Origin of the sequence: Mesonia oceanica, assembly GCF_902499555.1 — a bacterium.
Lineage (GTDB): Bacteria > Bacteroidota > Bacteroidia > Flavobacteriales > Flavobacteriaceae > Mesonia > Mesonia oceanica.
This window is the reverse complement of sequence record NZ_CABVMM010000002.1, coordinates 327,263-353,401: the sequence shown is the minus strand read 5'-3', so window position 1 is coordinate 353,401 and position 26,139 is coordinate 327,263. Positions and strand designations below refer to the sequence as shown.

Here is a 26,139-nt window from a genome sequence, read left to right as displayed (position 1 = left end):
TCTATTTTGTAGAAACCAATCTAAAACCGAGGTATGCTAACTTTTTTTATCATCTTAGGAGCTTTACTTATACTTAATATTTTCATATTTATTTTCAGTAGAAATAAAGTTGAAGAAACCGGTACATCAAAAGCTAAAAAGGCAAATTATGAGCAAGAAGTTAGAAAAACAAATACCTCTACCATTCCACAGGTTCAAGATGCTTAGATTTTAAAAATGCATTGGTTTTACTAAAATGCTTATTCCCAAACCAATACCCTCTATTTGCGCTTAATGGTGAAGGATGTCCGGAGGTAAGGATGTGATGTTTGTTTTTATCTATTAATTGAGCTTTCTTCTTGGCGAAACCTCCCCATAATAAAAAGACTACATTTTCTTTTTTTGCTGATATGGTTGAAATTACTTGATCCGTAAATTGTTCCCAACCTTTGCCTTGATGGCTTCCGGCTTGATGCGCTCTAACCGTTAAGGTAGCATTTAACAGTAAAACGCCTTGTTTGGCCCAACGCTCTAAATTTCCTGTTTTAGGAAAAGGTTTAGTTAAATCCTGTTCAATTTCCTTAAAAATGTTGATTAATGATGGAGGCATCGCTATATGATCTTTTACAGAAAAACACAATCCGTTGGCTTGATCTACCCCGTGATAAGGATCTTGACCGATAATTACCACTTTTAAATCATCAAATTTACAATAGTCAAAAGCAGCAAAAATAGCTTTCCCTTTAGGGTAACATCGATGCGATTGGTATTCATTTTTAACAAATTCTGTCAATTGAACAAAATAAGGTTTTTCAAATTCTTCTTTTAATTCACTTTTCCAGCTTTCATCTATGTTTACCTTCATAAAATATTATTTAAATTTGCGCTGCTACGAATGTAGAAAATTGCTATGATAAAAATAACAGAAAAGACCCTTAAAGATTTAGAATTTCCTTCCGTTTGCCAACAAGTTAGTGAACTTTGCATTACCGATAAAGGAAAAGAAAAAGCTTTACAAATAGTTCCGCTTACCACTTATGGAGAAACTTTGTTTTCACTCCATCAGACTAATGAATATAAATCTTCGGCATTACAAGAAACCAGAATTCCCAATCATGGTTTTGAGACCATCGATAAAGAAATTAAATTTCTAAATATCGAAGAGAGCATCTTAGAAGTGAGTGGTATTCGTAAAATAGCCACCATATCACAAACCGTAAACAATCTTATTATTCATTTTAGGAAGTACCAAGAAATTTATCCTAATCTGCATAAAACTACCGATGAAGTTAAATTTACTAAACATCTCATCGAGAAAATAGATCAAGTAATTAACCGTTTTGGTGAAATTAAAGATGAAGCCTCTCCTCTACTTCAAAACATCAGAAGATCGATTAACAGTGTACAATCACAAATTAATTCAAGTTTTGTAAGTGCACTTTCTGCTTACAAAAGTGCCGGTTATTTAGATGAAATTAAAGAAACTGTTGTTGATAATATTCGCGTATTGGCTGTGACCGCTATGCATCGCCGAAAGGTGAAAGGTTCTATTTTAGGAAGTTCAAAAACCGGGAGTATCGTTTATATTCAACCGGAAGCTACTTTACAATTTGCTCGTGAACTCAATAACCTTCAGTATGAAGAAAAAGAAGAAGTTAAGCGTATTTTAAAAGAACTTACAGAGTTTATACGGCCTTCTCGTGAATTGCTTATTCAATATCAAGATTTGTTGAGTGAAATAGACGTGATAGCTGCCAAAACCAAATATGCTGAAGAATTAGGTGCGATTCTCCCTAAAATCACAAAAGAGCGTGAGATTTATTTAAAAGAAGCTTATCACCCACTTCTTTATTTGAATAATAAAAGAAACAGAGAGAAAACTTTTCCGCAAGACATAGAGTTACTTCCTGATAATAGAATTATTGTAATTTCCGGACCTAATGCGGGAGGAAAAAGTATTACTCTAAAAACGGTAGGGCTTTTACAAGTAATGCTTCAAAGCGGAATGCTAATTCCCGTGCACGAATTTAGCCGGATGTGTTTTTTTAATAAAGTACTTACGGATATCGGAGATAATCAAAGTATTGAAAATCATTTAAGCACGTATTCCTACCGATTGAAAAATATGAATTATTTTCTTCGGAAGTGCGATGATAAAACCCTCTTTTTAATTGATGAATTTGGTACCGGAAGTGACCCGGAATTAGGTGGTGCTTTAGCAGAAACCTTTTTAGAAGTATTCTACGAAAAAAACAGCTACGGAATCATTACCACCCATTACGCCAACCTGAAGAAAATGGCACAAGAAACGGAAGCTATTTCTAACGCGAATATGTTATTTGATTCTAGAACCTTAGAACCTTTGTATAAGTTACATTTAGGGGAAGCCGGAAGTTCTTTTACTTTTGAGGTAGCTCAGAAAAACGGAATCCCTTATAGTTTGATTAACCGGTCTAAAAAGAAAGTAGAGCGTGGAAAAATCAGATTTGATAAAAGTATTGCCAAACTTCAACAAGAACGTTCTAAATTGGCTAAAACCACATCTAATTTAAAAAAGAAAGAAATTCAAGCTTCGGAAGAAAAAGAACGTTTAGATGAAATCAACACCCGCGTACAGAAGAAATTGGAAGGTTTTCAAGAACTGTATGATAGCAATCAACGGCTTATACATTTAGGACAAAAATTAGAGGATATTAGTTTAACTTTCTTCAATAATAACAATAAAAAAGAACTGATTGGAGAATTTTTAAAAATGGTAGCTATTGAAAATTCTAAACGTAAAAAAGAATCAAAAAAGAAACAAGAAGTCAAGAAAAAACAAGAGCAAAAAATAAAAAAGGAGGCTGAAAAGAAAATTGAAGTTATCCGACAAAAGAAGAAAGAAGAAAAAGAGAAACTGGTAGAAGAAGAAAAAAAGGCAGAAGCAAAGAAAGTAGTTTCTTTTAAAGTAAATGATCGTGTACGTTTGGAAGATAGCCGTTCTGTTGGAACGATAGATAAAATTGAAAAAGGAAAAGCTATTATTAACTATGGAATGTTTACCACCGAAGCCGATTTAAGTAAATTAGAATTGGTACAACGCGCCAAAAAATAATGACAGAACTTCCTGAAAATAAAAAAATCATCTTGTTTGATGGCGTTTGTAACCTTTGCAATAATGCCGTGAATATTATTATAGACCACGATAAAAATGATGTATTTCGTTATGCTTCCTTGCAAAGTCAACTAGGGCAGCAACTTACGTTAGAACGAGGTATCGATACTTCTAAAATCGATTCCATTATTTTAATCGATCCGGGAAATGCCTATTACATCAAATCTACTGCAGCTTTACAAATTGCCAAGCATCTTTCTGGTGGTTACCGATTATTAAGCAATTTTTTGTTTTTACCGGAAAGTTTTAGAAACTTGGTTTACGATTTTATCGCTAAAAACCGGTATAAATGGTTTGGCAAAAAAGATAATTGTCGCATCCCTACCCCTGAATTGAAAAATAAGTTTTTGGAGTAGTTTGTGATTTAAATTGAAGTGATGCTGAACTTGTTTCAGCATCGCATCCTCCTTATCTTTTAATTTGTTACATTACTTCTTCTTATAATTATCGTCCCAGTTTTTTACAAGTGGTTTATCCCGAAGTTTCCCTACAGATTTTGCTATCAACATAGATACAGAAGCATCACCGGTTACATTAACTGTTGTTCTACACATATCTAAAGGTCGGTCGATAGCAAAAATTAATGCTAATCCTGCTTCAGGAATTCCGGCTTGTGCCAACACAATTACCAACATTACCATTCCAGCCCCAGGAACTGCTGCTGAGCCAATAGAAGCTAAAGTGGCGGTTGCAATAATTCCTAATTGAACAGAAAACGATAAATCCATTCCAAAAGCTTGCGCAATGAATACTGCTGCAACCGCTTGATAAAGACTTGTGCCGTCCATATTTATCGTTGCCCCAATCGGCAATACAAAACTTGAAACCTCTTTACCTACGCCCAAATGCTCCTCTACCCTTTCCATAGTGACGGGAAGTGTCGCTGCACTCGAACTGGTGGAGAATGCTAAAAGTTGGGCAGGAGAAATTCCGTTAATAAAAAAGGACGGTGTCTTTTTAGTGAATACCCAAACCAATAGGGTATAAATCACAATCATCAATAATAATCCACCTATCACGCATAAAGCATACATTCCCAGTGCTATAAATAAATCGGCACTTGGAGCTTCTACGACTAAGGCTGCTAATAGCGCAAAAACACCAAACGGAGCAGTTAGCATAATAATATCAATCATTTTCAGGATGACTTCATTAAAACCGTCAAAGAATTTTTTTACGGGTTCAGATTGTTTTTCAGGAATCAAAATCAATCCAATCCCGAAGAAAATGGCAAAGAAAATCACCTGTAACATATTGGCATTACTTCCCGCAGCACCAACAATATTGCTTGGTACAATATCTACTAAAGCTTGTAGAGGTCCGGCTTCTTTTTGCTTCTCGGCATTTTGTCTGGTAAGATCGGCATCACCTCCGTAGCTTTCTACCAATTCAGTTCGGGTTTCTTCGGTAATGGTACTTCCGGGTTTTACTAAATTTACCATCAATAAGCCAATAGAAACTGCAATAATGGTGGTGATAATATAAATGCCAATGGTTCTAAATCCCATTTTTGAGAGTTGGGAAATATCCTTTAAATCTGAAACTCCTTTGATTAACGAAGCTAATATTAAGGGTACCGCAATTAATTTTAAAGAATTGATAAAGATGGTTCCAAAAGGTTTGATCCAATCTTCAATAAAATCTGCTCCCCAAGTAAAATTGGTCATCAAAAGGGCAAAAATCACCCCTAATGCCATTCCTAATAATATTTGCCAGTGTAATGCGAGTTTCTTCATCTAAAGTTTATGCTTTTATGGTACGGTTTAACAATATAAAATCTGCAATCACCAAGGCTGCCATGGCTTCTACAATGGGTACTGCTCTGGGAACTACACAGGGATCGTGACGACCTTTTCCTTCCATTTCTACTTTTTCGCCTTTGTTAGTAATGGTTTCCTGTTTTTGCATTAAAGTAGCGACCGGTTTAAAAGCTACTTTAAAGTAAATATCCATTCCGTTTGAGATTCCACCTTGTACACCACCACTGTTATTAGAAGTGGTAGAACCATCATTATTAAAAAGATCGTTATGTTCGCTTCCCTTCATTTTGGAGCCTTCAAAGCCGCTTCCATATTCAAAACCTTTTACCGCGTTTATAGATAGCATAGCTTTGCCTAATTGGGCATGAAGTTTATCAAAAACCGGTTCTCCCAATCCAATGGGAACATTTTTTATCACACAAGAAACCACGCCACCAACGGTATCGCCTTCTTTGCGTATTTGCTTGATATAGTTTTCCATTTCTAATGCTTTTTCAGCATTAGCGCAACGTACAGGATTTTTTTCAATTTCATTAAAATCAATGCTATCACTTTCTTGTAGTTGAATTTTTCCTACAGAAGAAACATAAGCTTGAAATTGAACAGTTTTCAGGAATTGTTTGGCTACGGCTCCGGCAACCACTCGGCAAGCTGTTTCTCGTGCAGAACTTCTTCCTCCACCACGATAATCCCGGTTTCCATATTTTTGGTCATAAGTGTAATCGGCATGGCTTGGTCGGTACACATCTTTAATATGACCGTAATCTTTAGATTTTTGGTTGGTGTTTTCAATGATAAAGCCAATGGAAGTTCCGGTGGTGCTTCCATCAAAAATCCCCGATAAAAACTGAACGGTATCGGGTTCTTTCCGTTGGGTTACAATTTTTGACTGTCCTGGTTTGCGCCTATTCAACTCATTTTGAATAGCTTCTAAATCAATTTCAACACCAGAGGGACAACCATCAATAATTCCTCCAATAGCTTTTCCGTGAGATTCACCAAAGGTGGTTAACTTAAAAATTGTTCCGAAGGAATTTCCTGCCATAACTTGATTTTCAACAAATGTAATTTTTTTCAATAAATAATTAAAAATCTACATAACATTCTCTTGATAAATACATATTTATCCATTACAAGTATAACGATTAATTCAACATAGCTTAAACTGTAATTAATATACTTAACGTTTTATTTTTATTCCTTTGTTCATAAGAAAAGTTGCTAGGAGTGAAAAAGAGAAAAGTTGATTTGGTTGTAATTTCAGATGTGCATTTGGGAACTTTTGGTTGCCATGCAAAAGAACTGCTTCTTTATTTGGATAGCATTAAGCCCAAAAAACTTATCTTAAACGGTGATATTGTTGATATTTGGCAGTTTAGAAAGAGTTACTTCCCTAAATCACATTTAGAAGTCATTAAAAAGGTTATCGACCTTTCTGCTAAAGGTACAGAGGTATTCTATATTACCGGAAATCATGACGATTTGCTTCGAAAATTTACCGATGTAAAAATGGGTAAGATTTCTGTGTTAGATAAATTGGTTTTAGAGTTAGATGGAAAAAAAGCTTGGTTTTTTCATGGCGATGTCTTTGATGCTTCTATCCAAAATGCAAAATGGTTAGCCAAATTAGGTGGTTGGGGTTATGATATTCTTATTTTAATTAACCGATTTGTTAATTGGTGCTTGATTAAAATGAAACGTGAAAAATTCTCACTTTCCAAAAAAATTAAAAATAGCGTAAAAAAGGCAATTAAACATATTCAAGATTTTGAAAAAGTAGCTTCTGATTTGGCTATCGAAAATAACTACAAATATGTAATCTGTGGACACATTCATCAGCCACAAATCGTAAGGAAAGTGAATAAATTTGGTACTTGTCTTTATTTAAATTCCGGTGATTGGGTTGAAAATTTGACTTCTTTGGAGTATCATAAGGGAAAATGGAACCTTGAACATTTTCAAAAAGAAAATTATGAAAAAGAAGTGGTCTCTACAGAAGAAGATTTGAGTGAAATTCAAAATCTAGTTGCTGCTATAACAATTACCTCTAAACAATAAATATTAAATAGTATATTTGTGGTAAAATCAAAATAATATGAAATTACCTAAGTATCTATTTTACTTTTTAGTAAGTTTTGCCATTATAAGTTGTTCTGATGATGATAACAATGACGCTGAGGAAACTATTTCTAACCACTTCCCGTTAACTGTAGGGAACAGTTGGACCTATAATAATGAAACCACTTATCAAGATGGAGCTTCTACCAATTCTCAAGAAACCCTTACGGTGGAATCTACTTCTGAAGAACAAGGGGTTACTTATTATAAGTTAGAATCTGACGCTTCTATTAATGAAAAAGGTTTTTTTACCGGAATTTTAACTGCTGGCAGTTTAATTATGGCAGATAATCAATTAATTTACAATGGAGAGCTTAGTGTAGATCTATCTGGTTTTGGCCTTGATTTAGATAATTTAAGTATTCCATTAAATAACATCATCGTTTTTGATGCTGAAGCAAACTCGGGAGAAAACCTTACCCAGATTAATGATGTGATTACTCGAAATGTAAATTTACCTCAAGTAGGAACGGTTCCCTTTACTATTGAATATAATCTTCGTACAGTTCAAAATGAATTTTTAAATTCTTATACAGTGAATGAAGAAGAGTTTCAAGATGTTTTATCGGCAGGTATTATTGTTAATTTAGAAATAAGCGTTTCTCTTTCAGGATTTCAAATTCCTATTTTACAAAGTCAAGACGCCATCCAAATGACTAATTATTATGCGGATAATGTAGGATTAATTAAGAGTGAGACTTCTATTAATTATGATTTTGAAGAATTAAATTTCCCTAATATTCCTTCTATTCCTGATTTTAGTATGGAAGAAACTCAAGAAATTGAAACATATATAGTTGCTGAATAGTAGTTAAACTACTACTTCAATAAAAATTTATTTAAAATGCTCACCGGATGGTGGGCATTTTTTTGTGTTCCATCTTTAATTTGATGTCGGCAACTAGTACCATTCGCCACAATGATAGTTTCGGGATTGGCTTTTCTAATTGCCGGAAAGAGCGTTTGTTCTCCAATTTGCATACTAATTTCGTAATGCTCTTTCTCGTAACCGAAACTACCGGCCATTCCACAACAACCTGACGGAATAATCGTCACTTCAAAGTTCTCCGGTAAATTTAGTAAATCAAACGTATGCTTTACATTCGACATGGCTTTTTGATGACAATGGCCATGAATTTTAATTGTTTTCTTTTCTTTACTGAATTGTGTTGAAGAAATAGTTCCTTTTTTGATTTCTGCAGAAAGAAATTCTTCTATTAAAAACACGTTCTTAGCTAAAGAGGAAGCTTCTTGCCTATTCTCTGCTAAGCGTAGGTATTCATCACGAAATGATAAAATAGCCGAAGGTTCAATACCTATTAACGGAATCTCTTCTGAAATCAAGTCTTTAAACACTTGAATGTTTTTATTGGCTAAGACTTTTGCTTCCTCTAAAAAACCTTTAGAAATATAGCTTCTTCCACTTTCCTCATGGTCAATACTTTTTACTTCGTAGCCCAAACCTACTAGTAATTCAATGGTATCAATACCAATGGTGGTATCTAATAAGTTGGTGAATTCATCAATAAATAGATAAACACTTCCTGTTTTTTTATTTGGTCGTACACTAAGTTCTCCAGAAGTGATTAGTTCTCGTAAACTCTTTTTGGACACTTTAGGTAAGGAACGTTGTGGGGCAACACCCATCATTTTTTTGAGGAGTCCACTGGAAATAGAATTAGCAAACAAGGTATTCGTGATTCCTGAAAATTTTGCTCCTAATTGATTGGCTTTATTGTTATGGGCAAAGAGTTTATTTCTAAAACTGAATCCATTTTCTTTTTGGTATTGGTATAAAAACTCCGCTTTATACGATGCCATATCTACATTAGATGGACATTCGCTTTTACAGCCTTTACAGCTTAAACACAAATCAAGTACTTCTTTTATTTCTTCGTGATTAAATTGATTCGGCTTTTCACTTTGCGTTAAAAATTCGCGCAATACATTGGCACGACCACGAGTGGTATCTTTTTCATTTTTGGTCGCACGGTAACTTGGACACATGGTTCCGCCTGCTTCGATACTTTTTCGACAATCCCCCGTTCCATTACATTTTTCAATAGCCCTTAAGATTCCGTTGGTGTCAGAAAAGTCTTGAATAGTTTTAATTTCCGGTTCTTTTCGGTCGGGAACATAACGTAAGGAAGTTTCCATGGGGGCGGCAAAAACAATCTTTCCGGGATTAAAAATTTCCTGCGGATCAAAGAGTTTCTTCACTTGAATAAAAAGCTGATAGTTCTTCTCTCCCACCATTTCCTGAATAAATTCGGCACGCAATCGTCCATCCCCATGTTCTCCACTTAAGGAACCTTTATATTTTTTAACCAATCGTGCTACATCGTGCGTAATTTGCTTAAAAAGTTTTACGTCCTTGCCCACTTTTAAATTAAGAATGGGACGTAAATGTAATTCTCCCGCTCCAGCATGGGCGTAATACACGGCTCGCTGACCATAACTTTTCATAATTGCGGTGAACTCATTAATGTAATTTGCCAAATTAGGAATGCTCACTGCCGTATCTTCAATACAAGCCACTGCTTTTTCATCCCCATCCATATTCCCTAGCAAACCGAGTCCTGCTTTGCGAAGTTCTATGGCCATTTCTATATGCTCTCCTTTTAAAATGGGCTGTGCGTAACTATTCGTATGTTCTGTCAGTTCGTCTAGAAGTGAATTTAATTGAATTTCTAAATCCTTCTCGTGATGGTCACGGACTTCCAACATTAAAATCGCTTGTGGATCTTTTTCAATAAAAAAGCGATTTTCTTTATATTTTAAATTGCTTTTTGTGCAATCTAAAATGGTTTTATCCATCATCTCGCATGTGAATAGCGAATGTTTCATCACCGGAGCAACGGCCGCTAAGCAATCTTCAATACTATGGAAATGCGCTGCTATTAGAGCAGAGTATTTTGGAGGTAAATCGTCTAATTGTAGGGTAAGTTCTGTTGTAAAAGCTAATGTGCCTTCACTTCCGGCAAGAAGTTTACAGATATTTAATTTTTGGGTGTTTTCTGAAAAGATTTCAGTAGTAATGATTTCATCGATGGCATATCCGGTATTTCGCCTATGAATATCCCCTTTTGGGAACTTCTGATGTATTTCTTCTTGAATTTCTTTGGGCTTCAATAATTCATAAAGTTCACGGTAAATTTTTCCTTCTAAGGTAGAAAGCCGACACTTTTGTTGAAATTCTTCTGCGGTTAAAGCTTTAAAAGTAGCTTCGCTCCCATCAGATAGGAGGCATTTCATTTCAAGAATTTTATCGCGGGTAACTCCGTATTTTATAGAAGTAGTCCCACTGGAATTATTTCCTGTCATTCCACCTATCATACATCGGTTAGAAGTAGAGGTATTGGGACCAAAAAATAAATTATAGGGTTTTAAATAGCGATTCAAATCGTCTCGAATCACGCCCGGTTGGAGCCTTACTGTTTTTTCCTCTTCCTTCAGTTGAATGATTTTTGTAAAGTATTTTGAAATATCGACCACAATTCCATCACCTACACATTGTCCTGCCAAAGAAGTTCCCGCAGCTCTTGGAATGAGGCTGGTGTTGTTTTCTACACAAAACTGAATAAGCAATTGAATGTCTTTTACTGTTTTAGGTAAAGCTACGGCTAAAGGGAGTTCACGATAAACAGAAGCGTCTGTAGCGTAAAGTGATTTGACTAATTGGTTAGCATAAAATTCACCTTGAAGCTGTTGGGATAAATGTAGAAGTTTCTCTTTCAAAAGAATTTTTTACTAAGGTACAACTTTAGGAAATATTGTACTGAATTATGGATTTAACTTTTGTTAAGTAAGATTAACAAATATTTGGCGAAGCCACTGTTTTAGGGAGGTACGAAAGAAATATATTTGTTCTAGAAATAAAAAAAGCAAATTATGAAAAAATTATTTTTTACTTCTATTTTTATAATAGGAACGTTTTTTACCATCCAAGCACAAGAAATAGCAAACAATGCATTAGGTCTTCGTTTAGGGGGAGCTAATGGAGTTGGTGCAGAAGTTTCTTACCAAAGAAAAGTGGGAGCCGATAATAATCGTTTAGAATTCGATTTAGGTTGGCGTAATGATTCTCATTTTGATTTAGTAAAAGCAACTGCTTTGTACCAATGGGTTTGGAATATTGAAGGTGGTTTTAACTGGTATGTGGGTGCCGGTGGTGGTTTAGGAGTGGTTGATGACAACCATCATTATCCGGATCATCACGATCACGATGACGGAGCTTTTTTATATGCTGCCGGAAATATTGGTATTGAATACAGTTTTGATATCCCATTACAAGTATTTGCCGATTTAAGACCGGAAATTGGTTTTTCTGATTATGAAGTAATTGATGATTTTGTGCCTGATTTTGCGATTGGGGTGAGGTATCAATTCTAAATTCATTTTATCATAAACTAAAATCCCGACTAGTAAATTTAGTCGGGATTTTTTTATGTTCTTTTTTGAAAGTATTGAGTGCTCTACCTTAAACTTAAATCATCTTCACATAACTAAAAAGCTATTTAACCGGTTCCAAGGCCTTTTCGTAAACTTCTTCGTAAAGTGGAACAATGGCATGAATATCAAACTTTGTAGCCATCTTTTTAGCATTCTCTTTAAAGATTTTTAAGTTTTTTTCATCTTTTAAAATGGAAAGTCCATTTTTAGCCATTTCTTCTACATCGCCAACATCGCTCAAATATCCGGAATAACCGTGCTTATTAACTTCCGGTAAACCACCGGTATTGGATGAAATCACTGGAACTCCATTAATCATTGCTTCTAAAGCAGCCAAACCAAAACTCTCACTTTCGGAAGGCAATAGGAATAAATCTGAAAAACAAAGTATTTTATTAATTTCATTGCTTTCTCCCAAAAACATCACATGTTTCGATATGCCCAATTCATTCACTAAATCTTTAGCAGAAGAAACTTCTGGTCCTTCTCCTACCATGATAAGTTTTGCCTTGATTTCTTTTTGAATATTGTAGAAGATTTTTACGACATCATCAATGCGTTTTACTTTTCTAAAGTTACTAATGTGTGTAACAATTTTTTCATCATCATCTGCCATTAAGCCTCGTTGACATTCGGTAAATGGATTATCCTTTTTTGAAATATCAATAAAATTAGGAATTACCTGAATATCTTTTTTTATTTCAAAAAATTTTAAGGTATCATCTTTCAAGCTTTGTGAAACCGAAGTGACAACATCACTTTTATTAATACTGAAGGTTACTGCGGGTTTATAAAACGGGTGATTGCCTACTAAAGTAATATCGGTACCGTGCAACGTAGTAACCATCGGGATTTGAATGCCTTCTTCCCGTAACATTTTTTTGGCCATATAACCTGCATATGCATGCGGAATGGCATAATGCACGTGCAATAAATCAATTTTGTGCATTTTAATGGTATCTACCAACTTACTGGAAAGCGCTAGTTCATATGGTTGGTAATGAAATAAAGGATATTCAGGAACATTCACTTCGTGGTAGTAAATATTAGAAGAAAGCTGCTCTAATCGCACCGGTTGCTTGTAAGTGATAAAATGTATTTCGTGTCCCCTTTTTGAAAGTGCCATGCCTAACTCGGTAGCTACTACTCCACTTCCGCCAAAGGTAGGATAACATACAATCCCTATTTTCATTCTTTATAAATTTAAACGCTGTAAACTATTCAGTTCAGTCGTAAGTCTATTTTCAAAATTACGGCTTTATCACTTGAAAAACGTTTAAAATTAAAATAAGATGAGGATTTAGTACATAATAGATTCATAGATAAGCTTTTGAATCTTGGTCCTGATGTCATGAGAAATCAACTTTCTATTAGAGGCAAATGGGAAAGTTCTATTGGATAGAAAAATATAGACAATTTCTTCTTCCGGATCTGCCCAAGCGAAAGTTCCCGTAAAACCACTATGCCCAAAACTTGTCATAGAAACACAACCACAGGTGGGCCCTACTTTTTCTAACTGAGGTTTATCAAAGCCAACACCCCTTCTTACTTTATCCTCACAGTAGTAACACGTATTGAATTTATCGATAGTTTCCGGTTTAAAATATTGAATGCCACCGTAACTCCCCTTGTTTAAATACATTTGCATCATTTTAGCCACATCATTGGCATTACTAAAAATACCAGCATGACCTCCTATTCCACCGAACATTGCAGCACCTTGATCGTGCACGGTTCCTTGAATGGTATTAAAACGCCAGTAATCATCAACTTCTGAAGGAGCAATTTCGTTAATATTGAATTTTCTTAAAGGCAAATATCCCATATAATTAGCTCCCAAGGACTCATACAGGTGATTTTGCGTTAAGGTATGGAGTGAAGCGGCATAATAATGCTCTAAGGATTTCTTTAATAAGTAATAAGGCAAATCACTATATTTATATTCCTTTCTTGTTAAAAGATCGCTATCAATGATTTTTTGATACATAGAATCTTGAATATCTTTTCGCATATAGAACTTTTCACTTACCGGAACATTGAAGATATCGGTTTTTTCTGAACGAAAATACTTAGGTGATGCGTGAGTTCCGTCTTTTGAAAGTGTAGCAGTATAGAAAGGAATCCAAGCTTGTAACCTGGCATAATGGCTCAGCATTTCTTTGAGTGTAATATCAGCTTTATTGGAATCTTGAGCTAGAGGAATTAATTGTTTCAACTTGGTATCTAAACTAATTTTACCTTGCTCTTCCAACTCCATCACCAAAGGCAAAGTAGCCATAATTTTGGTGAGGGAAGCCAAGTCGTAAATCGTAGTATCGGTTACTGGTAATTCATTTTCATAGGTATGATAGCCAAAGTTCTTCTGATAGATAACTTTTCCTTTTCGAGCGACTAACATTTGAATACCAGGGGTCATTTCTTCTTTTACAGCTAATTGCGCAATGGAATCGATTTTATACAATTTAGCGGAATTGATTCCTACACTTTCCGGTAAACCATAAGATAAACGTTGGAGTTCTTGTGTAGTAAACTTTGTGCCGACCGGAAAATTCTGTCCTAAACTAACCGGTAATTTTCCTTTGGCCGGAATGGCTCCAAAAATCACTTGTGCGGTTTTTTGTTGAGCAATTTCACTGTTTTGATAACCTAATACAATTCCGTCTATATTAGTAGTCGATTTTATATCTAAAATAGCATAAGGCCTTGCAAATACACTTAAAATGGTTTGATGGGTTCGGGCAATTTCGTGCAGCCAAACCAGTTCTTTTTCTGAAAAGTGATACGATGCCCATGGAGATGAATTGGATTTATGGTATCCCAGAATCACCAAGTCATAATCTTTTAATTTTTCTAATAAATCTCCTAAATTATCCGCTTGGACATGATCTATTTCGGTATATTTTTTTAATTGCTGAAGAAATGAGGTTTCGGTTAGATGTTCCCCTAAATTCACATAAGCAATTTTCTCATCTTCTAAATTTTTAATAGGTAAAATGCCTTTGTTGTTTTTAATTACCGTAATGGCATTTTCCATTAATTCTTCATACAACAAATCATTATGAATACTATTTAGGTCTTCAATTAAATAATTGGTATCTACGGGTTGGTAGTGGTTTAAACCGACTTTATATTTTGCAGAAAGGATTTTCTTTACCGATTTTTCCAATCGTTTTTCTGAAATGACATCGGCTAAGTAAGCTTCTTTGATTTTTTCGGCTGCTTTGGGTACATTTTCTGAAATGAGTAAAATATCATTTCCTGCTAAAAATGCTGCTAAATCGATCTCTCCGGGTTCGTCATAATCGGCTACGCCACGCATATTTAAAGCATCAGTAAAAACTAAACCTTCATAATTTAATTTTTTTTGAAGCAAATCAGTCACAATAGGTTTAGATAAGGAAGAAGGAAAATTAATTCTCGGTTCTAATGCAGGAACGTTTAAATGACCAATCATAATACTGGAAACGCCCTCTTTGATCATTCTTTTAAAGGGATATAATTCTAAACTATCTAAGCGTTTTTTGGTAAAATCTAAAGTGGGTAATGATTTATGGGAGTCTACGTCTGTATCGCCATGACCGGGAAAATGCTTTGCAGAAGATAAAACCCCTTCACTCTGCATTCCTTGCATAAAAGCTACCGCTTTTTCTGTTACATTTCCTTTGTTTTCGCCAAAAGAACGATTACCAATAATAGGATTATCCGGATTGTTATTGATATCAACCACCGGAGCGAAATTGATATGAACTCCTAAGCGTTTACAATGTTTGGCTATTTGTGCTCCTGTTTTTTTGATAAGTTTGTTATCTTCAATAGCACCTAAAGTCATATTCCAAGGGAAAGCATAGGTAGAATCCAATCGCATTGCTAAGCCCCATTCAGCATCCATCCCAATCAAAAGCGGCACATTTGCCAGTTCTTGATATTCGTTATTGAGTTTTGCTTGCCGCATGGGTCCCCCTTTTGAAAAGATGATCCCTCCAATATAATTTTCTTTGATTAGGTCTTTAATTTTATCGGTTTCTGCTTTGCTTTTACTGGAAAAAATATCGACCATGAATAATTGACCTATTTTTTGGTCTAAGTTCATGGCATTATATGTACTATCTACCCAAGCTTTTTGAACGCGGAAATCTTCTGTTTTTAAAGGGTGATTTTTCTGAGCAAGTACACTCAAAGAAAAAAAGAAAAATAGATAAGTAAAGTGTTTTATATTCATGTATAACTAGAAGGTTTTATCTTGATAGTTCAAGAATAACGCCACAAAACAGAATTAAAGTATGGTAATTAAAGAAATCTACTATGCCAACTTTCTTTTAAAGGAACTTCCCAGTCTTGGATAAATTCTTGTTTGTTGTTAACTAGGTTATTAAATACGATTGTATTGGCAGAAACGGATTTGTTTTTAACCATTTTCTTAAAATCAAGTAGGGTTTTATGTGCTACATATTGCCCTTGTTTAAAGGTAACGTTCATCTTATCCAATAAATCAATTTTATATTTCTTCTCTAAGGATTGAATAAAATGTACACTGGCATCGATAGAACATCCGCTTGCAGCATTGATTTCTTGGTCTAAACCAAATACAATAAAACGGTTGTATTTAATAGTATAAGCGGCTTTTAAGCTCGCCCCATGTGCGGTCCAAGCAGTAAGAAAATTTTCTAATTCTGGTTTTATTTCTTCTAATTCTTCTTCGGTAAATGGTCGATTTGCTTGGTAAATCCATACCCGGGCCTCTGCCGGCAAATCTTTAAAATTAATCAGCATATACTCTAATCTTCAACATTCAATGGTTATAAATCTTCCGCATCGGCAATCATTTCAGCAACATCCATTACTTCAATTTGCCCTTCTTTATTTTTTCCTTTTACGCCGTCAGTCATCATAGTATTGCAAAATGGACAACCGGCCGCGATTACTTCAGGTTGGGTTTCTATGGCTTGTTCGGTACGCAAAATATTTACGTCTTTATTTCCCTTTTCAGGTTCTTTGAACATTTGCCCGCCACCGGCTCCACAACAAAGTCCATTTTTCTTGCACTTGCGCATTTCTACTAATTCTACTTCCAGTTTTCTTAGTAAATCTCGTGGTGCTTCGTATTCATTATTGGCTCTTCCCAAGTAACAAGGATCGTGAAAAGTAATTCGTTTTCCTTTAAATTTTCCACCTTCCACTTTTAATCTTCCTTCATCTAAAAGGCTTTTTAAAAATTGGGTATGGTGCATCACTTGGTAATTTCCACCTAATTCAGGATATTCATTTTTTATGGTATTGAAGCAATGGGGGCAAGCGGTGACAATTTTTTCAATTTCATAACCATTCAACACTTCAATATTGGTAACGGCCTGCATTTGAAAAAGAAATTCGTTACCTGAGCGTTTGGCAGGATCGCCTGTACAACTTTCTTCGGTTCCCAAAACAGCAAATTCTACACCTGCTTTGCTCAACAGTTTTACAAAAGCTTTGGTGATTTTTTTAGCGCGGTCGTCGAAACTTCCGGCACAACCTACCCAAAATAAGACTTCGGGCTTTTTGCCTTCTGCCATATATTCTGCCATTGTAGGTACTTTAATTGCTTCTGCCATAAAATTTATTTTTTAAGTGAAAGAATTAATCTTTAAACACTTGAATTTTTACACTTTTTTCTACTAAATCGGTAAACTTTCCTTTGTAACGTGTGGCTTTTACCAAGTGGTTATCTATCCAGTGATAATTTCCGCCTCTTGGTTTTCCCATGAGTAAACTGTGATATTTAAATCCGTTTTCGTCTAGCCAAGTCTCCGTAATTTCGCGGTGATCTTCTGTTCTTGAAGTGAAAAAACAGATGCGATGTCCTTTTTCATACCATTTATTAATAGTATGTAGAGCGTCTTCAAAAGGTTTACAGGTTTTCATACGTTCCGGCTCTTCATTGGGAACGTCTTCTGTAATGGTCCCGTCTATATCGATAAGGTAATTTTTTACCTCTCGAGGAAGAACAGGACTTACCAATTCTCCATTTTCAGATTTATCTTTTAGTAAATCTTCTACGTCCTTTTCGTCTTTTCTTTCTTTCACAATTGTTTAGTTTTCGTTAGCCCAATTTAATCGGTCCATTTGGTTATATGGCCACGGAGCTCCATTATTTTCTATGTTCCCCATAGATATATTCAGTTCGTTGGGAGCAGCACTTTGTTCCATCATTAAATAACGTCTCATGTCGATAATAATAGAAAGTGGATCTATACCTACCGGACAAGCTTCTACACACGCATTACAAGTAGTACATGCCCAAAGTTCTTCAGTAGTAATATAATCGTTTAACAGCTGCTTTCCGTCGTCTTTAAATTCTTTATTTTTTTCTATATTTTTTCCTACTTCCTCTAAACGGTCGCGGGTATCCATCATAATTTTACGCGGAGAAAGTTTTTTGCCGGTCTGATTGGCGGGACATTCTGAAGTACAGCGTCCACATTCAGTACAGGTATAGGCGTTTAAAAGTTGTACCCAATTGAGGTCGTGTACGTCACTAGCTCCAAATTTTTCAGGTACTTCTTCTTCGCCTTCAGTTGCTTCTGGTGCAGCGAATGGATCTGCATTCGGATCCATCATTAATTTTACTTCATTGGTAACCGCTTCTAGGTTATCTAATTCCCCTTTAGGTTTTAGTTTCGCATAATAGGTATTTGGGAAAGCCAATAAAATATGAAGGTGTTTTGAATAGTATAAGTAATTCAAAAAGAATAAAATTCCTAGAATATGTAACCACCAAGCGGCTCGTTCTATAATAATTAAGGTTGAAATACTTAATCCGTCAAATAGTGGTAGTAAAAACTGACTTATAGGAAAAGATCCCATAATTCCGGCTTCGTTGGCGTAATGATGGGCTCCTAAGATTTGCAATTGATGATCGGCTCCATTCATGATAAGAAATAAGCTCATAAGCACCATTTCAAAATAAAGGATATAATTGGCATCATCTTTTGGCCATCCTTTCATTTCGTTAGACCAAAACCTTTTCAGCTTAATGATATTTCTTCGAATCCAAAAAACGATTACTCCTATTAAAACCAATAAGGCCAATACCTCAAAAGAACCGATGAGTATATCATAAGCAGTTCCTAAGAATGAAAAAATACGATGAGTTCCAAAAATACCGTCTATGATAATTTCTAAAACTTCAATATTAATAATTATAAAACCTACATAAACAAAGATGTGAAGCATCCCCGCGATGGGTCTTTTTACCATTTTTGACTGCCCTAAAGCTACCCTGGCCATATTAGCAAAGCGTTCGTTAGGTTGGTCGGTTCTATCTATATCTTTACCAAGTTTAATGTATCTGATTAGTTTTTTGATATTTCGGGCAAAAAAGCCAATACCAAAAACTAACGCGACCACAAAAAGTATTTGAGAGACTATTTGCATAGAAGGTGGTTATTTTAGAGAATCTTTTGGTTCTTTATATTCTCCTGCATTTTTTCCAAATACAGAGAAATGTACGTATCGTTTTGGATTAAGTTTAATATCTTGTAAAAGTTCTTCTAATTGTTTGGTGGCCCGGTCTAAATTATTATAGACTTTTTCATCTTTCAATAATTTTCCAGCAGTACCTTCTCCATTATTCAACCCATCTGCAATTCCTTTAAAATCTTTGATAACTCCTTCAAATTCTGTTACCAATCTATTTACTTCTACTTTAGAAAGGGTATCTGAGAAGTTATTTAAATTAGTAGACATTTCATCTAAATTAGTAAAAGTGTTGTCTAATTTACTGGAATTTCGATCTAATAAACCATCTAAATTATTAGCTGCATTTTTAAATGAGCCCATGGTTTCGTTAAGTTTAGCAATGGTTCCTTTTAAATTATCCCTTGTCTCTTCATTTAAAATTCCATTGATACCATTTAATAAAGAATCTGCACTTACTACTGTGTTTTCTATTTTTTCTTGTAATGGTTTTAAACGATCGTTTACCAATTCTAATAAACCTTCATCAATCTCCCCTATTAAAGTGTCTCCAGATTTTGCTATTTCTGCTGTATAATCAGGTAAAATAGCCATTGATTTTCCTCCAATTAAATCCCCTCCATAAATTTGAGCTTTACTTTTTTTAGAAAATTCAAAATTGTCTTGAACGGTCATCTTTACCAATATTCTACCTTTTTTATTTAAAAAGCCTATTTCGGTAATTGTTCCTACCTGTAGTCCATTAATGGTTACAGGGGAAGAAACAGATAATCCTTCTACCTCGTTATATACTGCGTAAAAAGTTCTGTTGCTATCTAATAAATTATTGCCTTTTAGGAAGCTGTACCCAAATACCAAAAGTACGATGGCGACTATAGCTAAAAGAGCAGTTTTGACTTCGTTGGTTAATTTCAAGAGTATATGAATTTAGTGATTAACAAATTTAAAGATTAAAAATAGAAAACAAGTCTATTTTGTTTTACTTTTTAACGCCTCATTAACGCTAATCTTTTGATTATTCTTAAAAGCGACAATATAACAATTTTTATAACCAACCTCTTTTGCTTTGCGTTGCTTTTCTTGAATGGCTAAATAATCTGAAGTACTTCCCAAATAATATTTGTAAAGTTTTCCTTCTTTTTGGCGACTTACCCCTTCCAATCCTTTAAAATTGTAGGGTTTGGTTTCTAAAGGCTGTGAACCAGCAGCTAATTGGACTTTAAAAGTGATATTATCATAAACTTCTGAAGCAGATGAAGTATTTTCTATAGTTGAAATAGCAGGTGTTTCTACCTCTGTAGAATGTAAATTTAAACTGTTTTTATAATTTAAAATCCCTTCAATAATAGAAGCGGCCATTTTTTGTTGACCTGCATTTGAATTTAAGAATTTCCCTTCACTATTATTGGTTAAAAAACCGGTCTCCACTAAAACACTTGGCATGTAAGTTTTTCTTAGCACTAAAAATCCAGCTTGTTTTACTCCCCTATCGGTTCTTTTTAATTTGTTGGTAAAACCTTTCTGTACAAAATCTGCCAGTAAAATACTTTGATCTAAGTATTCTTCCTGCATTAAAGTCATCCCTATATAAGAAGCTGGGGAATTAGGATCGAAACCTCCATATTTTACTTCGTAATCTTCCTCTAAGTAAATTACGGAGTTTTCTTTCATCGCTATTTTAAGGTTATCTGCATTTCTATGTAATCCAAGTACGAAAGTTTCTGTACCGTGAGCTTGAGAGCTATGTGCATTGCAATGCACACTCACAAATAAATCGGCATTTGCTTCATTAGCGATTTCTGCTCTTTTGTCTAGAGGAATAAACACATCGGTGGTTCTGGTATAAACCACTTTTACATCAGGATGTTTTTTTAATTCGGCACCTATTTTTAGAATAATATTCAGGGCAATATCTTTTTCTTTATAACCATTACCTCGGTTTCCTGGATCTTTTCCTCCGTGTCCGGCATCCAACACTACTACAAATTTCTTAGTAGGAGGATTAGTTGCTAATAAACTGTCGGAATTCAACAGAATTAAAAAGAGAACTATTATAATAAAAGAAAATTTATTCGTTTTCATAATGAAAGAGTTAGTGGCCTAATTTTTGCTAAATTTTCAATTTTATAAGATTGTACGTTTAGCTTTCAAAAATATATGTAATTTTGGGTTTTCAAAAAGCAGGCCAAACAATACAAAAATAGTACTATTAGCATTGCAACCAAATCTAAAATACACACTTTTATTTTATTTATTACCAGTATTTTTTTTGGGTAGTTTATATGCTCAGCAAAGAGATTCCTTAGTACCTGTAAATCAATCTTTAAATAGCCCTGAAGTAATTCCTTTTAGCGAACCAAATGACTTTTTAATTCGTGAAATTAATATTGTTCAATTAGATACTGTCCTTATTGATTCGGTTAAAACCAAGAAGAAAAACGATAGTTTCCTAACCGATAATATTGTTTCTACTGCTAAGGATTATATTCGTTTTGACAGGCAAAATGAACGCGCTTACCTGTACGATAAAGCAAAAATTGTATATGGTGATTTAACTATTGAAGCCGGTTTGATTATTTTAGACAATAGTAAGCAAGAAGTTTATGCCTTCGGAATCAAAGATTCTACCGGGAATTATACGCAGCGTCCGGTTTTTACACAAGCTCAAAATGTAGTAGAACCTGATAGTATTCGTTTTAATTTTAAGACAGAAAAAGCATTGGTTTATAATTCTAGAACCGATCAAGGCGCTTTTAAAGTGAAAGGTGAAGTCACGAAAAGGCAGAATGATTCTGTATATTACATGAAAAATGTAAAATTTACCACTTCTGAAGATGTAGACAATCCTGAATATTATTTCTACGCCCGTAAAATTAAAATGGTTCCCGATAAGAAAATCGTTTCCGGTTTTGTAAATATGTATATCGCCGACGTCCCTACTCCGCTAGGCTTACCTTTTGGCTATTTTCCTTTGACAGAAGAAAGGGCTTCCGGTTTTATTATTCCTTCTTTTGGGGATAATGCGCAACGAGGCTATTTTTTACAAAACGGTGGATATTATTTTGCCATAAGCGATTATATAGATTTAACAACTACAGGAAGTTACTACACTAACGGTAGTTACGACTTAAGGTTTCAATCTAATTACAAAAAGCGCTATAAGTATTCCGGTGCTTTTAATCTCCGGTATGAAAAACTCTTGAATAGCGAACCTGGTTTTCCAGACTATACAGAACAATCCATCTATAATATTACTTGGAACCATTCTCAGGATTCAAAATCCAATCCAAATTCTAGGTTTGCCGCTTCGGTGAATTTAGGAAGTAGTCAGTATTACCAACGTACAATTAACCAAACCAATACCGGTAACTTTTTAAATAACTCCTTAAGCTCTTCTGTTTCTTATAATAGGACTTTTCAAGGAGATCCACAGGTAAATTTTACAGCTGCGGCCACCCATACTCAAAATAGTAGAAGCGGTGAAATTAATATGACGCTTCCCACCATACAGGCAAGTATGGCGAGAATTTATCCGTTTGCTCCCAAAGTAGGTGCAAAAAAGGGAATCATCGAAAATATTAACTTCAACTATAGTTTAAGAGCAGAAAACAGGTACAATACCAATGATTCCTTGTTTTTTAAACCTCAAATGTTTCGAGATGCGGTGAGTGGAATTCAGCATACCATTCCCATTAACACGAACTTCAAAGTATTTAAATATTTTAGTGTAAGTGCCGGGACTTCTTATCAAGAAAACTGGGTTTTCAAAACTTATGAGCGTTCTTACAATGAAAATACTCAAAAAGAAGTAACAGATACGGTTAGAGGTTTTGATTCTTACCGAACATATAACTTTAGCTCTAGCGTTGGTACCACAGTTTACGGAATGTTCAACTTCGGCAAAGACAAGAAAATACAGGCGATTCGTCATGTGATAAGACCAAGCGTGAGTTATAGTATTAATCCGAAGTTTGACGAATTTTACGATACTTATTTAATCCCTGCCACTTCTGGATTAGATGAAAAAGTAGTTGAATATTCTAGATTTCAAGGAAGCCTTTATGGAGCTCCTAGTAACCGCTATTCCAGTAGTATTGGGTTTAGTGTGACCAATGATTTTGAAGCGAAAATAACACCGAAAGATTCTTTAGCCGAAGAACCTATTAAGCGAAAACTTTTAAGTAATCTTTCAGTGAGTACTTCGTACGACTTAGCTGCCGATTCTTTAGCACTTTCTCCCTTACAGTTACGAGGTACTTTACCTGTCTTAAAAGATAAATTGGATATTAATTTTAACGCGGCCTTAGATCCTTATGCGTTAAATAATAACAATAACCGGATAAACGAATGGAATATTAATAATGGTGGTAGTTTATTTAGGTTAACACGTGCTAATGCAAGTTTTGGATATTCTTTTTCCAGTAAAGATTTTGATAGTACTACCGATAAAAACAGTGATAAAACCGAAAATGATACCTTTAGACAAGGAGGAAGACAAGATGATCTTTTTGGTAAAGGAATGAATACCGATGGTACTTTTGAAGATGAAGAAGACGATGATGAACCCATAGAAAATGATACGGAGCGTTATAATTATACTATTCCTTGGGATTTAAGGCTTTCTTATACGGTTACCTACAATAATAATGCACGACAAAATGAAATTTCATCACACTCCTTAATGTTCTCTGGGAATGTTGAATTATCGCCACGTTGGTCGGTAGGCGCCTCCTCCGGTTATGATATTAAAAATAAAGGATTTACCTTTACTCAACTTAGATTTCAGCGTGATTTAGAAAGTTGGCGAATGAGCTTTAACTGGACACCATTTGGTACACGTGAATCTTGGTATTTTTATATTGGTATTAAAGCCAGCGTACTTAGTGATATTAAATACGATAAAAACAGGGAAAGAGATAGAAACCTCTAAAATATTCAAGATGAAAAAAATTATTACTACTAAACATGCTCCGGCTCCCATCGGGCCCTACAATCAAGCAGTACTTACCGGAAATATGCTTTATACTTCTGGTCAAATTGCAATTGATCCCACTACCAATGAATTGTTTAAAGGTTCATTGGAGGAAGAAACACATTTGGTAATGAAAAATTTAGAGGCCATTTTAAAACAAGCTGATATGACTTTTGAAAATGTGATTAAAACTTCCATTTTTATTAGTGATATGAATAACTTTAGTACCATCAATAAAATTTATGCGGAATATTTTAGTGAAGAAACTGCTCCGGCAAGAGAAACCGTTGAAGTAGCTAATCTTCCTAAATTTGTAAATGTTGAAATTAGCGCAATTGCCGTAATGGATGCATAATATTCTATCTTTTTACTACATTTAGCAACCAAAAACATTATTCATGTTGCTATCTACTTTAGACTGGCTATTTATCATAGCCTTTTTTTTAATTAGTTTATTTATAGGAATTGTAGTAGCTCGCCGCAGCGGGAAAAACGCTAAAAACTTTTTCCTTTCTGGAAGAAATATGCCTTGGTGGATTTTAGGGGTTTCTATGGTAGCAACAACTTTTGCTGCCGATACGCCCGGATTGGTAGCGGGAATCGTAAGAAAAGACGGTGTTTATGGGAACTGGATATGGTGGAGCTTTCTGCTCACCGGAATGCTTACCGTTTTTTTCTACGCAAAACTCTGGAGAAAAAGTAATATCACTACCGATTTAGAGTTTTATGAACTTCGGTATAGTGGGAAAAGTGCTGCTTTTCTTAGAGGTTTTCGAGCCTTGTATTTAGGAGTGTTCTTCAACATTGTAATCATGGCCTCGGTTTGTTTAGCAGCTATCAAAATTGGGCATGTGATGTTTAATTTTGCCGCTTGGGAAACTTTGGTGATTGCCTCTTTGGTTACCGTTACTTACTCTATGCTTGGAGGTCTGCAAGGCGTTTTGATTACTGATTTTGTTCAGTTTATTATTGCTATGGTTGGAAGTGTATGGGCTAGTATTTATATTGTTAATTTACCTGAAGTTGGTGGATTATCTGCTTTACTCTCCAATCCTGAAGTTAGTAAAAATACCCATCTTCTCCCCGACTTCTCAAAACCCGAATTATTTATCCCTTTATTAATTATTCCATTAGCAGTACAATGGTGGAGTGTTTGGTATCCTGGTGCAGAACCCGGCGGCGGCGGTTATATTGCACAACGAATGTTGGCTGCTAAAAATGAAAAGCACGCTGTCTGGGCTACCATGTTTTTTAACCTAGCCCATTACGCCATAAGACCATGGCCATGGATTTTGATTGGTTTAGCATCCATAGTGGTTTTTCCCGATTTAGCGAGCCTACAAAATGCTTTCCCAAATTTAGATAGTTCATTCGTAAAAGACGACTTATCTTATTCGGCTATGCTTACTTATTTACCTTCCGGTTTATTGGGGATAGTGGCCACTTCTTTAATAGCTGCTTTTATGAGTACCATTTCCACGCATTTAAACTGGGGAAGTAGTTATGTGGTAAACGATTTTTACGCTCGATTCGTGAATCAGGAAGCTTCTGAAAAGAAAAAAGTTGCTGTGGGTAGAATAGCCACTTTCTTAATGATGATTACCGCAGGATTACTTTCATTAATTTTAGAAGAAGCACGAGATGCTTTTAATCTTCTATTACAAATTGGTGCAGGAACGGGATTATTATTTATTCTTCGCTGGTTTTGGTTACGTATTAATCCCTATAGTGAAATTGCAGCGATGCTGAGTTCTTTTTTAATCGCTATTTTCTTTTTTATCAATAGTAAGTTAGAGCAACCCCTAATCACTTGGGAAAGTCATTGGGAATTGGTATTTGGAGTAGTTTTTACCACTATCGTTTGGGTGGTGACCACTTTATTAACCCAACCAAGTAATGAAGAAACCTTAGCTAATTTTCAAAATTTGGTTTTTGATAAAGAAGGGAAATTCCATTATTTTAATTACAAAGTATTGGCCTTTTTCACCGGAACCATCGGTATTTATGCCATTCTCTTCGGAACAGGATTTTGGATTTATGCGGAAATCACTTCCGCTATCATCGCTTATCTTATCGCTAGCGTTTGTAGTTTATTTATTTGGAAGAACTGGAACAAGATTGTTTAGTTTATCGATTATTTGAGTGAATTATTTTTTACTTGATAAAACTAAACCAATGTCAGTTCGAGCGGAGTCGAGAACTATTCAAAATAAATTATTAAGTAATCAAACTAAAAAATAGTTTAAATATAT

21 protein-coding genes are annotated in these 26,139 nt (G+C 34.9%); 9 read left to right on the top strand and 12 right to left on the bottom strand.

Going from position 1 to position 26,139, the window contains the following annotated elements; translation table 11 throughout:
- Positions 1 to 33: 33 nt before the first annotated feature.
- A complete protein-coding gene (locus FVB9532_RS19410) occupies positions 34 to 207 on the top strand; it encodes a hypothetical protein (RefSeq protein ID WP_194716475.1) in 174 nt (57 codons plus the stop codon).
- Here the strand turns inward: FVB9532_RS19410 and FVB9532_RS03530 are convergent.
- The gene (locus FVB9532_RS03530; RefSeq protein WP_150543823.1) at positions 179 to 844 is read right to left on the bottom strand and encodes a uracil-DNA glycosylase; all 666 of its coding nucleotides are present in this window, start codon (positions 842 to 844) and stop codon (positions 179 to 181) included. The genes FVB9532_RS19410 and FVB9532_RS03530 overlap by 29 nt on opposite strands.
- Positions 845 to 889: 45 nt before the next feature.
- Here FVB9532_RS03530 and FVB9532_RS03525 point away from each other — a divergent pair, with 45 nt between their 5' ends.
- Together FVB9532_RS03525 and FVB9532_RS03520 are read left to right on the top strand one after the other, a co-directional pair.
- The gene (locus FVB9532_RS03525; protein ID WP_150543822.1) at positions 890 to 3,073 is read left to right on the top strand and encodes an endonuclease MutS2; all 2,184 of its coding nucleotides are present in this window, start codon (positions 890 to 892) and stop codon (positions 3,071 to 3,073) included.
- Positions 3,073 to 3,489, top strand: a complete 417-nt coding sequence (locus FVB9532_RS03520) for a thiol-disulfide oxidoreductase DCC family protein (protein WP_150543821.1) — start codon at positions 3,073 to 3,075, stop codon at positions 3,487 to 3,489. The genes FVB9532_RS03525 and FVB9532_RS03520 overlap by 1 nt, the downstream gene beginning before the upstream one ends.
- A gap of 72 nt (positions 3,490 to 3,561) precedes the next feature.
- Here FVB9532_RS03520 and FVB9532_RS03515 read toward each other — a convergent pair whose 3' ends face one another.
- Positions 3,562 to 4,869, bottom strand: a complete 1,308-nt coding sequence (locus tag FVB9532_RS03515) for a dicarboxylate/amino acid:cation symporter (protein ID WP_150543820.1) — start codon at positions 4,867 to 4,869, stop codon at positions 3,562 to 3,564.
- A 7-nt stretch (positions 4,870 to 4,876) separates the two neighbouring features.
- Positions 4,877 to 5,938 carry a chorismate synthase gene (gene aroC / locus FVB9532_RS03510; protein WP_150543819.1) on the bottom strand — a complete coding sequence of 354 codons (1,062 nt, stop codon included), beginning with the start codon at positions 5,936 to 5,938 and terminating at the stop codon, positions 4,877 to 4,879.
- A 182-nt stretch (positions 5,939 to 6,120) separates the two neighbouring features.
- On the opposite strand from aroC, the gene FVB9532_RS03505 reads away from it, so the two are divergent.
- Positions 6,121 to 6,951: a UDP-2,3-diacylglucosamine diphosphatase gene (locus FVB9532_RS03505; RefSeq protein WP_150543818.1), complete on the top strand. Its 831-nt coding sequence runs from the start codon at positions 6,121 to 6,123 to the stop codon at positions 6,949 to 6,951.
- 37 nt (positions 6,952 to 6,988) lie between these two features.
- Positions 6,989 to 7,819 carry a hypothetical protein gene (locus tag FVB9532_RS03500; RefSeq protein ID WP_150543817.1) on the top strand — a complete coding sequence of 277 codons (831 nt, stop codon included), beginning with the start codon at positions 6,989 to 6,991 and terminating at the stop codon, positions 7,817 to 7,819.
- 11 nt (positions 7,820 to 7,830) lie between these two features.
- Here the strand turns inward: FVB9532_RS03500 and FVB9532_RS03495 are convergent, their stop codons facing one another.
- Positions 7,831 to 10,749 carry an FAD-binding and (Fe-S)-binding domain-containing protein gene (locus FVB9532_RS03495; protein WP_150543816.1) on the bottom strand — a complete coding sequence of 973 codons (2,919 nt, stop codon included), beginning with the start codon at positions 10,747 to 10,749 and terminating at the stop codon, positions 7,831 to 7,833.
- A gap of 153 nt (positions 10,750 to 10,902) precedes the next feature.
- Between FVB9532_RS03495 and FVB9532_RS03490 the strand changes: the two genes are divergently transcribed.
- The gene (locus FVB9532_RS03490; protein ID WP_150543815.1) at positions 10,903 to 11,403 is read left to right on the top strand and encodes a hypothetical protein; all 501 of its coding nucleotides are present in this window, start codon (positions 10,903 to 10,905) and stop codon (positions 11,401 to 11,403) included.
- Positions 11,404 to 11,524: 121 nt separating this feature from the next.
- On the opposite strand, the gene bshA is transcribed toward FVB9532_RS03490, so the two are convergent.
- The 8 genes from bshA to FVB9532_RS03450 form a co-directional block, all read right to left on the bottom strand.
- A complete protein-coding gene (gene bshA, locus FVB9532_RS03485; protein ID WP_150543814.1) occupies positions 11,525 to 12,655 on the bottom strand; it encodes an N-acetyl-alpha-D-glucosaminyl L-malate synthase BshA in 1,131 nt (376 codons plus the stop codon).
- A gap of 108 nt (positions 12,656 to 12,763) precedes the next feature.
- Positions 12,764 to 15,682, bottom strand: a complete 2,919-nt coding sequence (locus FVB9532_RS03480) for a serine hydrolase domain-containing protein (RefSeq protein ID WP_150543813.1) — start codon at positions 15,680 to 15,682, stop codon at positions 12,764 to 12,766.
- A 68-nt stretch (positions 15,683 to 15,750) separates the two neighbouring features.
- Positions 15,751 to 16,233, bottom strand: coding sequence for an ABC transporter ATPase (locus FVB9532_RS03475; protein WP_150543812.1), 483 nt, complete (start codon positions 16,231 to 16,233; stop codon positions 15,751 to 15,753).
- A 26-nt stretch (positions 16,234 to 16,259) separates the two neighbouring features.
- Positions 16,260 to 17,051, bottom strand: a complete 792-nt coding sequence (locus tag FVB9532_RS03470; RefSeq protein WP_150543811.1) for a (Fe-S)-binding protein — start codon at positions 17,049 to 17,051, stop codon at positions 16,260 to 16,262.
- A 25-nt stretch (positions 17,052 to 17,076) separates the two neighbouring features.
- Complete coding sequence (locus FVB9532_RS03465) at positions 17,077 to 17,457, bottom strand: LNS2 domain-containing protein (RefSeq protein ID WP_150543886.1); 381 nt, start codon at positions 17,455 to 17,457, stop codon at positions 17,077 to 17,079.
- 72 nt (positions 17,458 to 17,529) lie between these two features.
- Positions 17,530 to 18,873 (bottom strand): 4Fe-4S dicluster domain-containing protein, encoded by a 1,344-nt coding sequence (locus tag FVB9532_RS03460; RefSeq protein ID WP_150543810.1) that lies wholly within the window; start codon positions 18,871 to 18,873, stop codon positions 17,530 to 17,532.
- 9 nt (positions 18,874 to 18,882) lie between these two features.
- Positions 18,883 to 19,830: an MlaD family protein gene (locus tag FVB9532_RS03455; protein WP_150543809.1), complete on the bottom strand. Its 948-nt coding sequence runs from the start codon at positions 19,828 to 19,830 to the stop codon at positions 18,883 to 18,885.
- 54 nt (positions 19,831 to 19,884) lie between these two features.
- A complete protein-coding gene (locus tag FVB9532_RS03450; protein ID WP_150543808.1) occupies positions 19,885 to 20,997 on the bottom strand; it encodes an N-acetylmuramoyl-L-alanine amidase family protein in 1,113 nt (370 codons plus the stop codon).
- A gap of 187 nt (positions 20,998 to 21,184) precedes the next feature.
- On the opposite strand from FVB9532_RS03450, the gene FVB9532_RS03445 reads away from it, so the two are divergent.
- From FVB9532_RS03445 to FVB9532_RS03435, 3 genes are read left to right on the top strand one after another with little or no spacing between them, the layout of a single operon-like run.
- Positions 21,185 to 23,845, top strand: a complete 2,661-nt coding sequence (locus FVB9532_RS03445; protein WP_228482246.1) for a putative LPS assembly protein LptD — start codon at positions 21,185 to 21,187, stop codon at positions 23,843 to 23,845.
- 10 nt (positions 23,846 to 23,855) lie between these two features.
- Positions 23,856 to 24,242, top strand: a complete 387-nt coding sequence (locus FVB9532_RS03440) for a RidA family protein (RefSeq protein WP_150543806.1) — start codon at positions 23,856 to 23,858, stop codon at positions 24,240 to 24,242.
- Positions 24,243 to 24,285: 43 nt separating this feature from the next.
- A complete protein-coding gene (locus tag FVB9532_RS03435) occupies positions 24,286 to 26,013 on the top strand; it encodes a sodium:solute symporter family protein (protein ID WP_150543805.1) in 1,728 nt (575 codons plus the stop codon).
- The last annotated feature ends 126 nt before the right edge of the window (positions 26,014 to 26,139 follow it).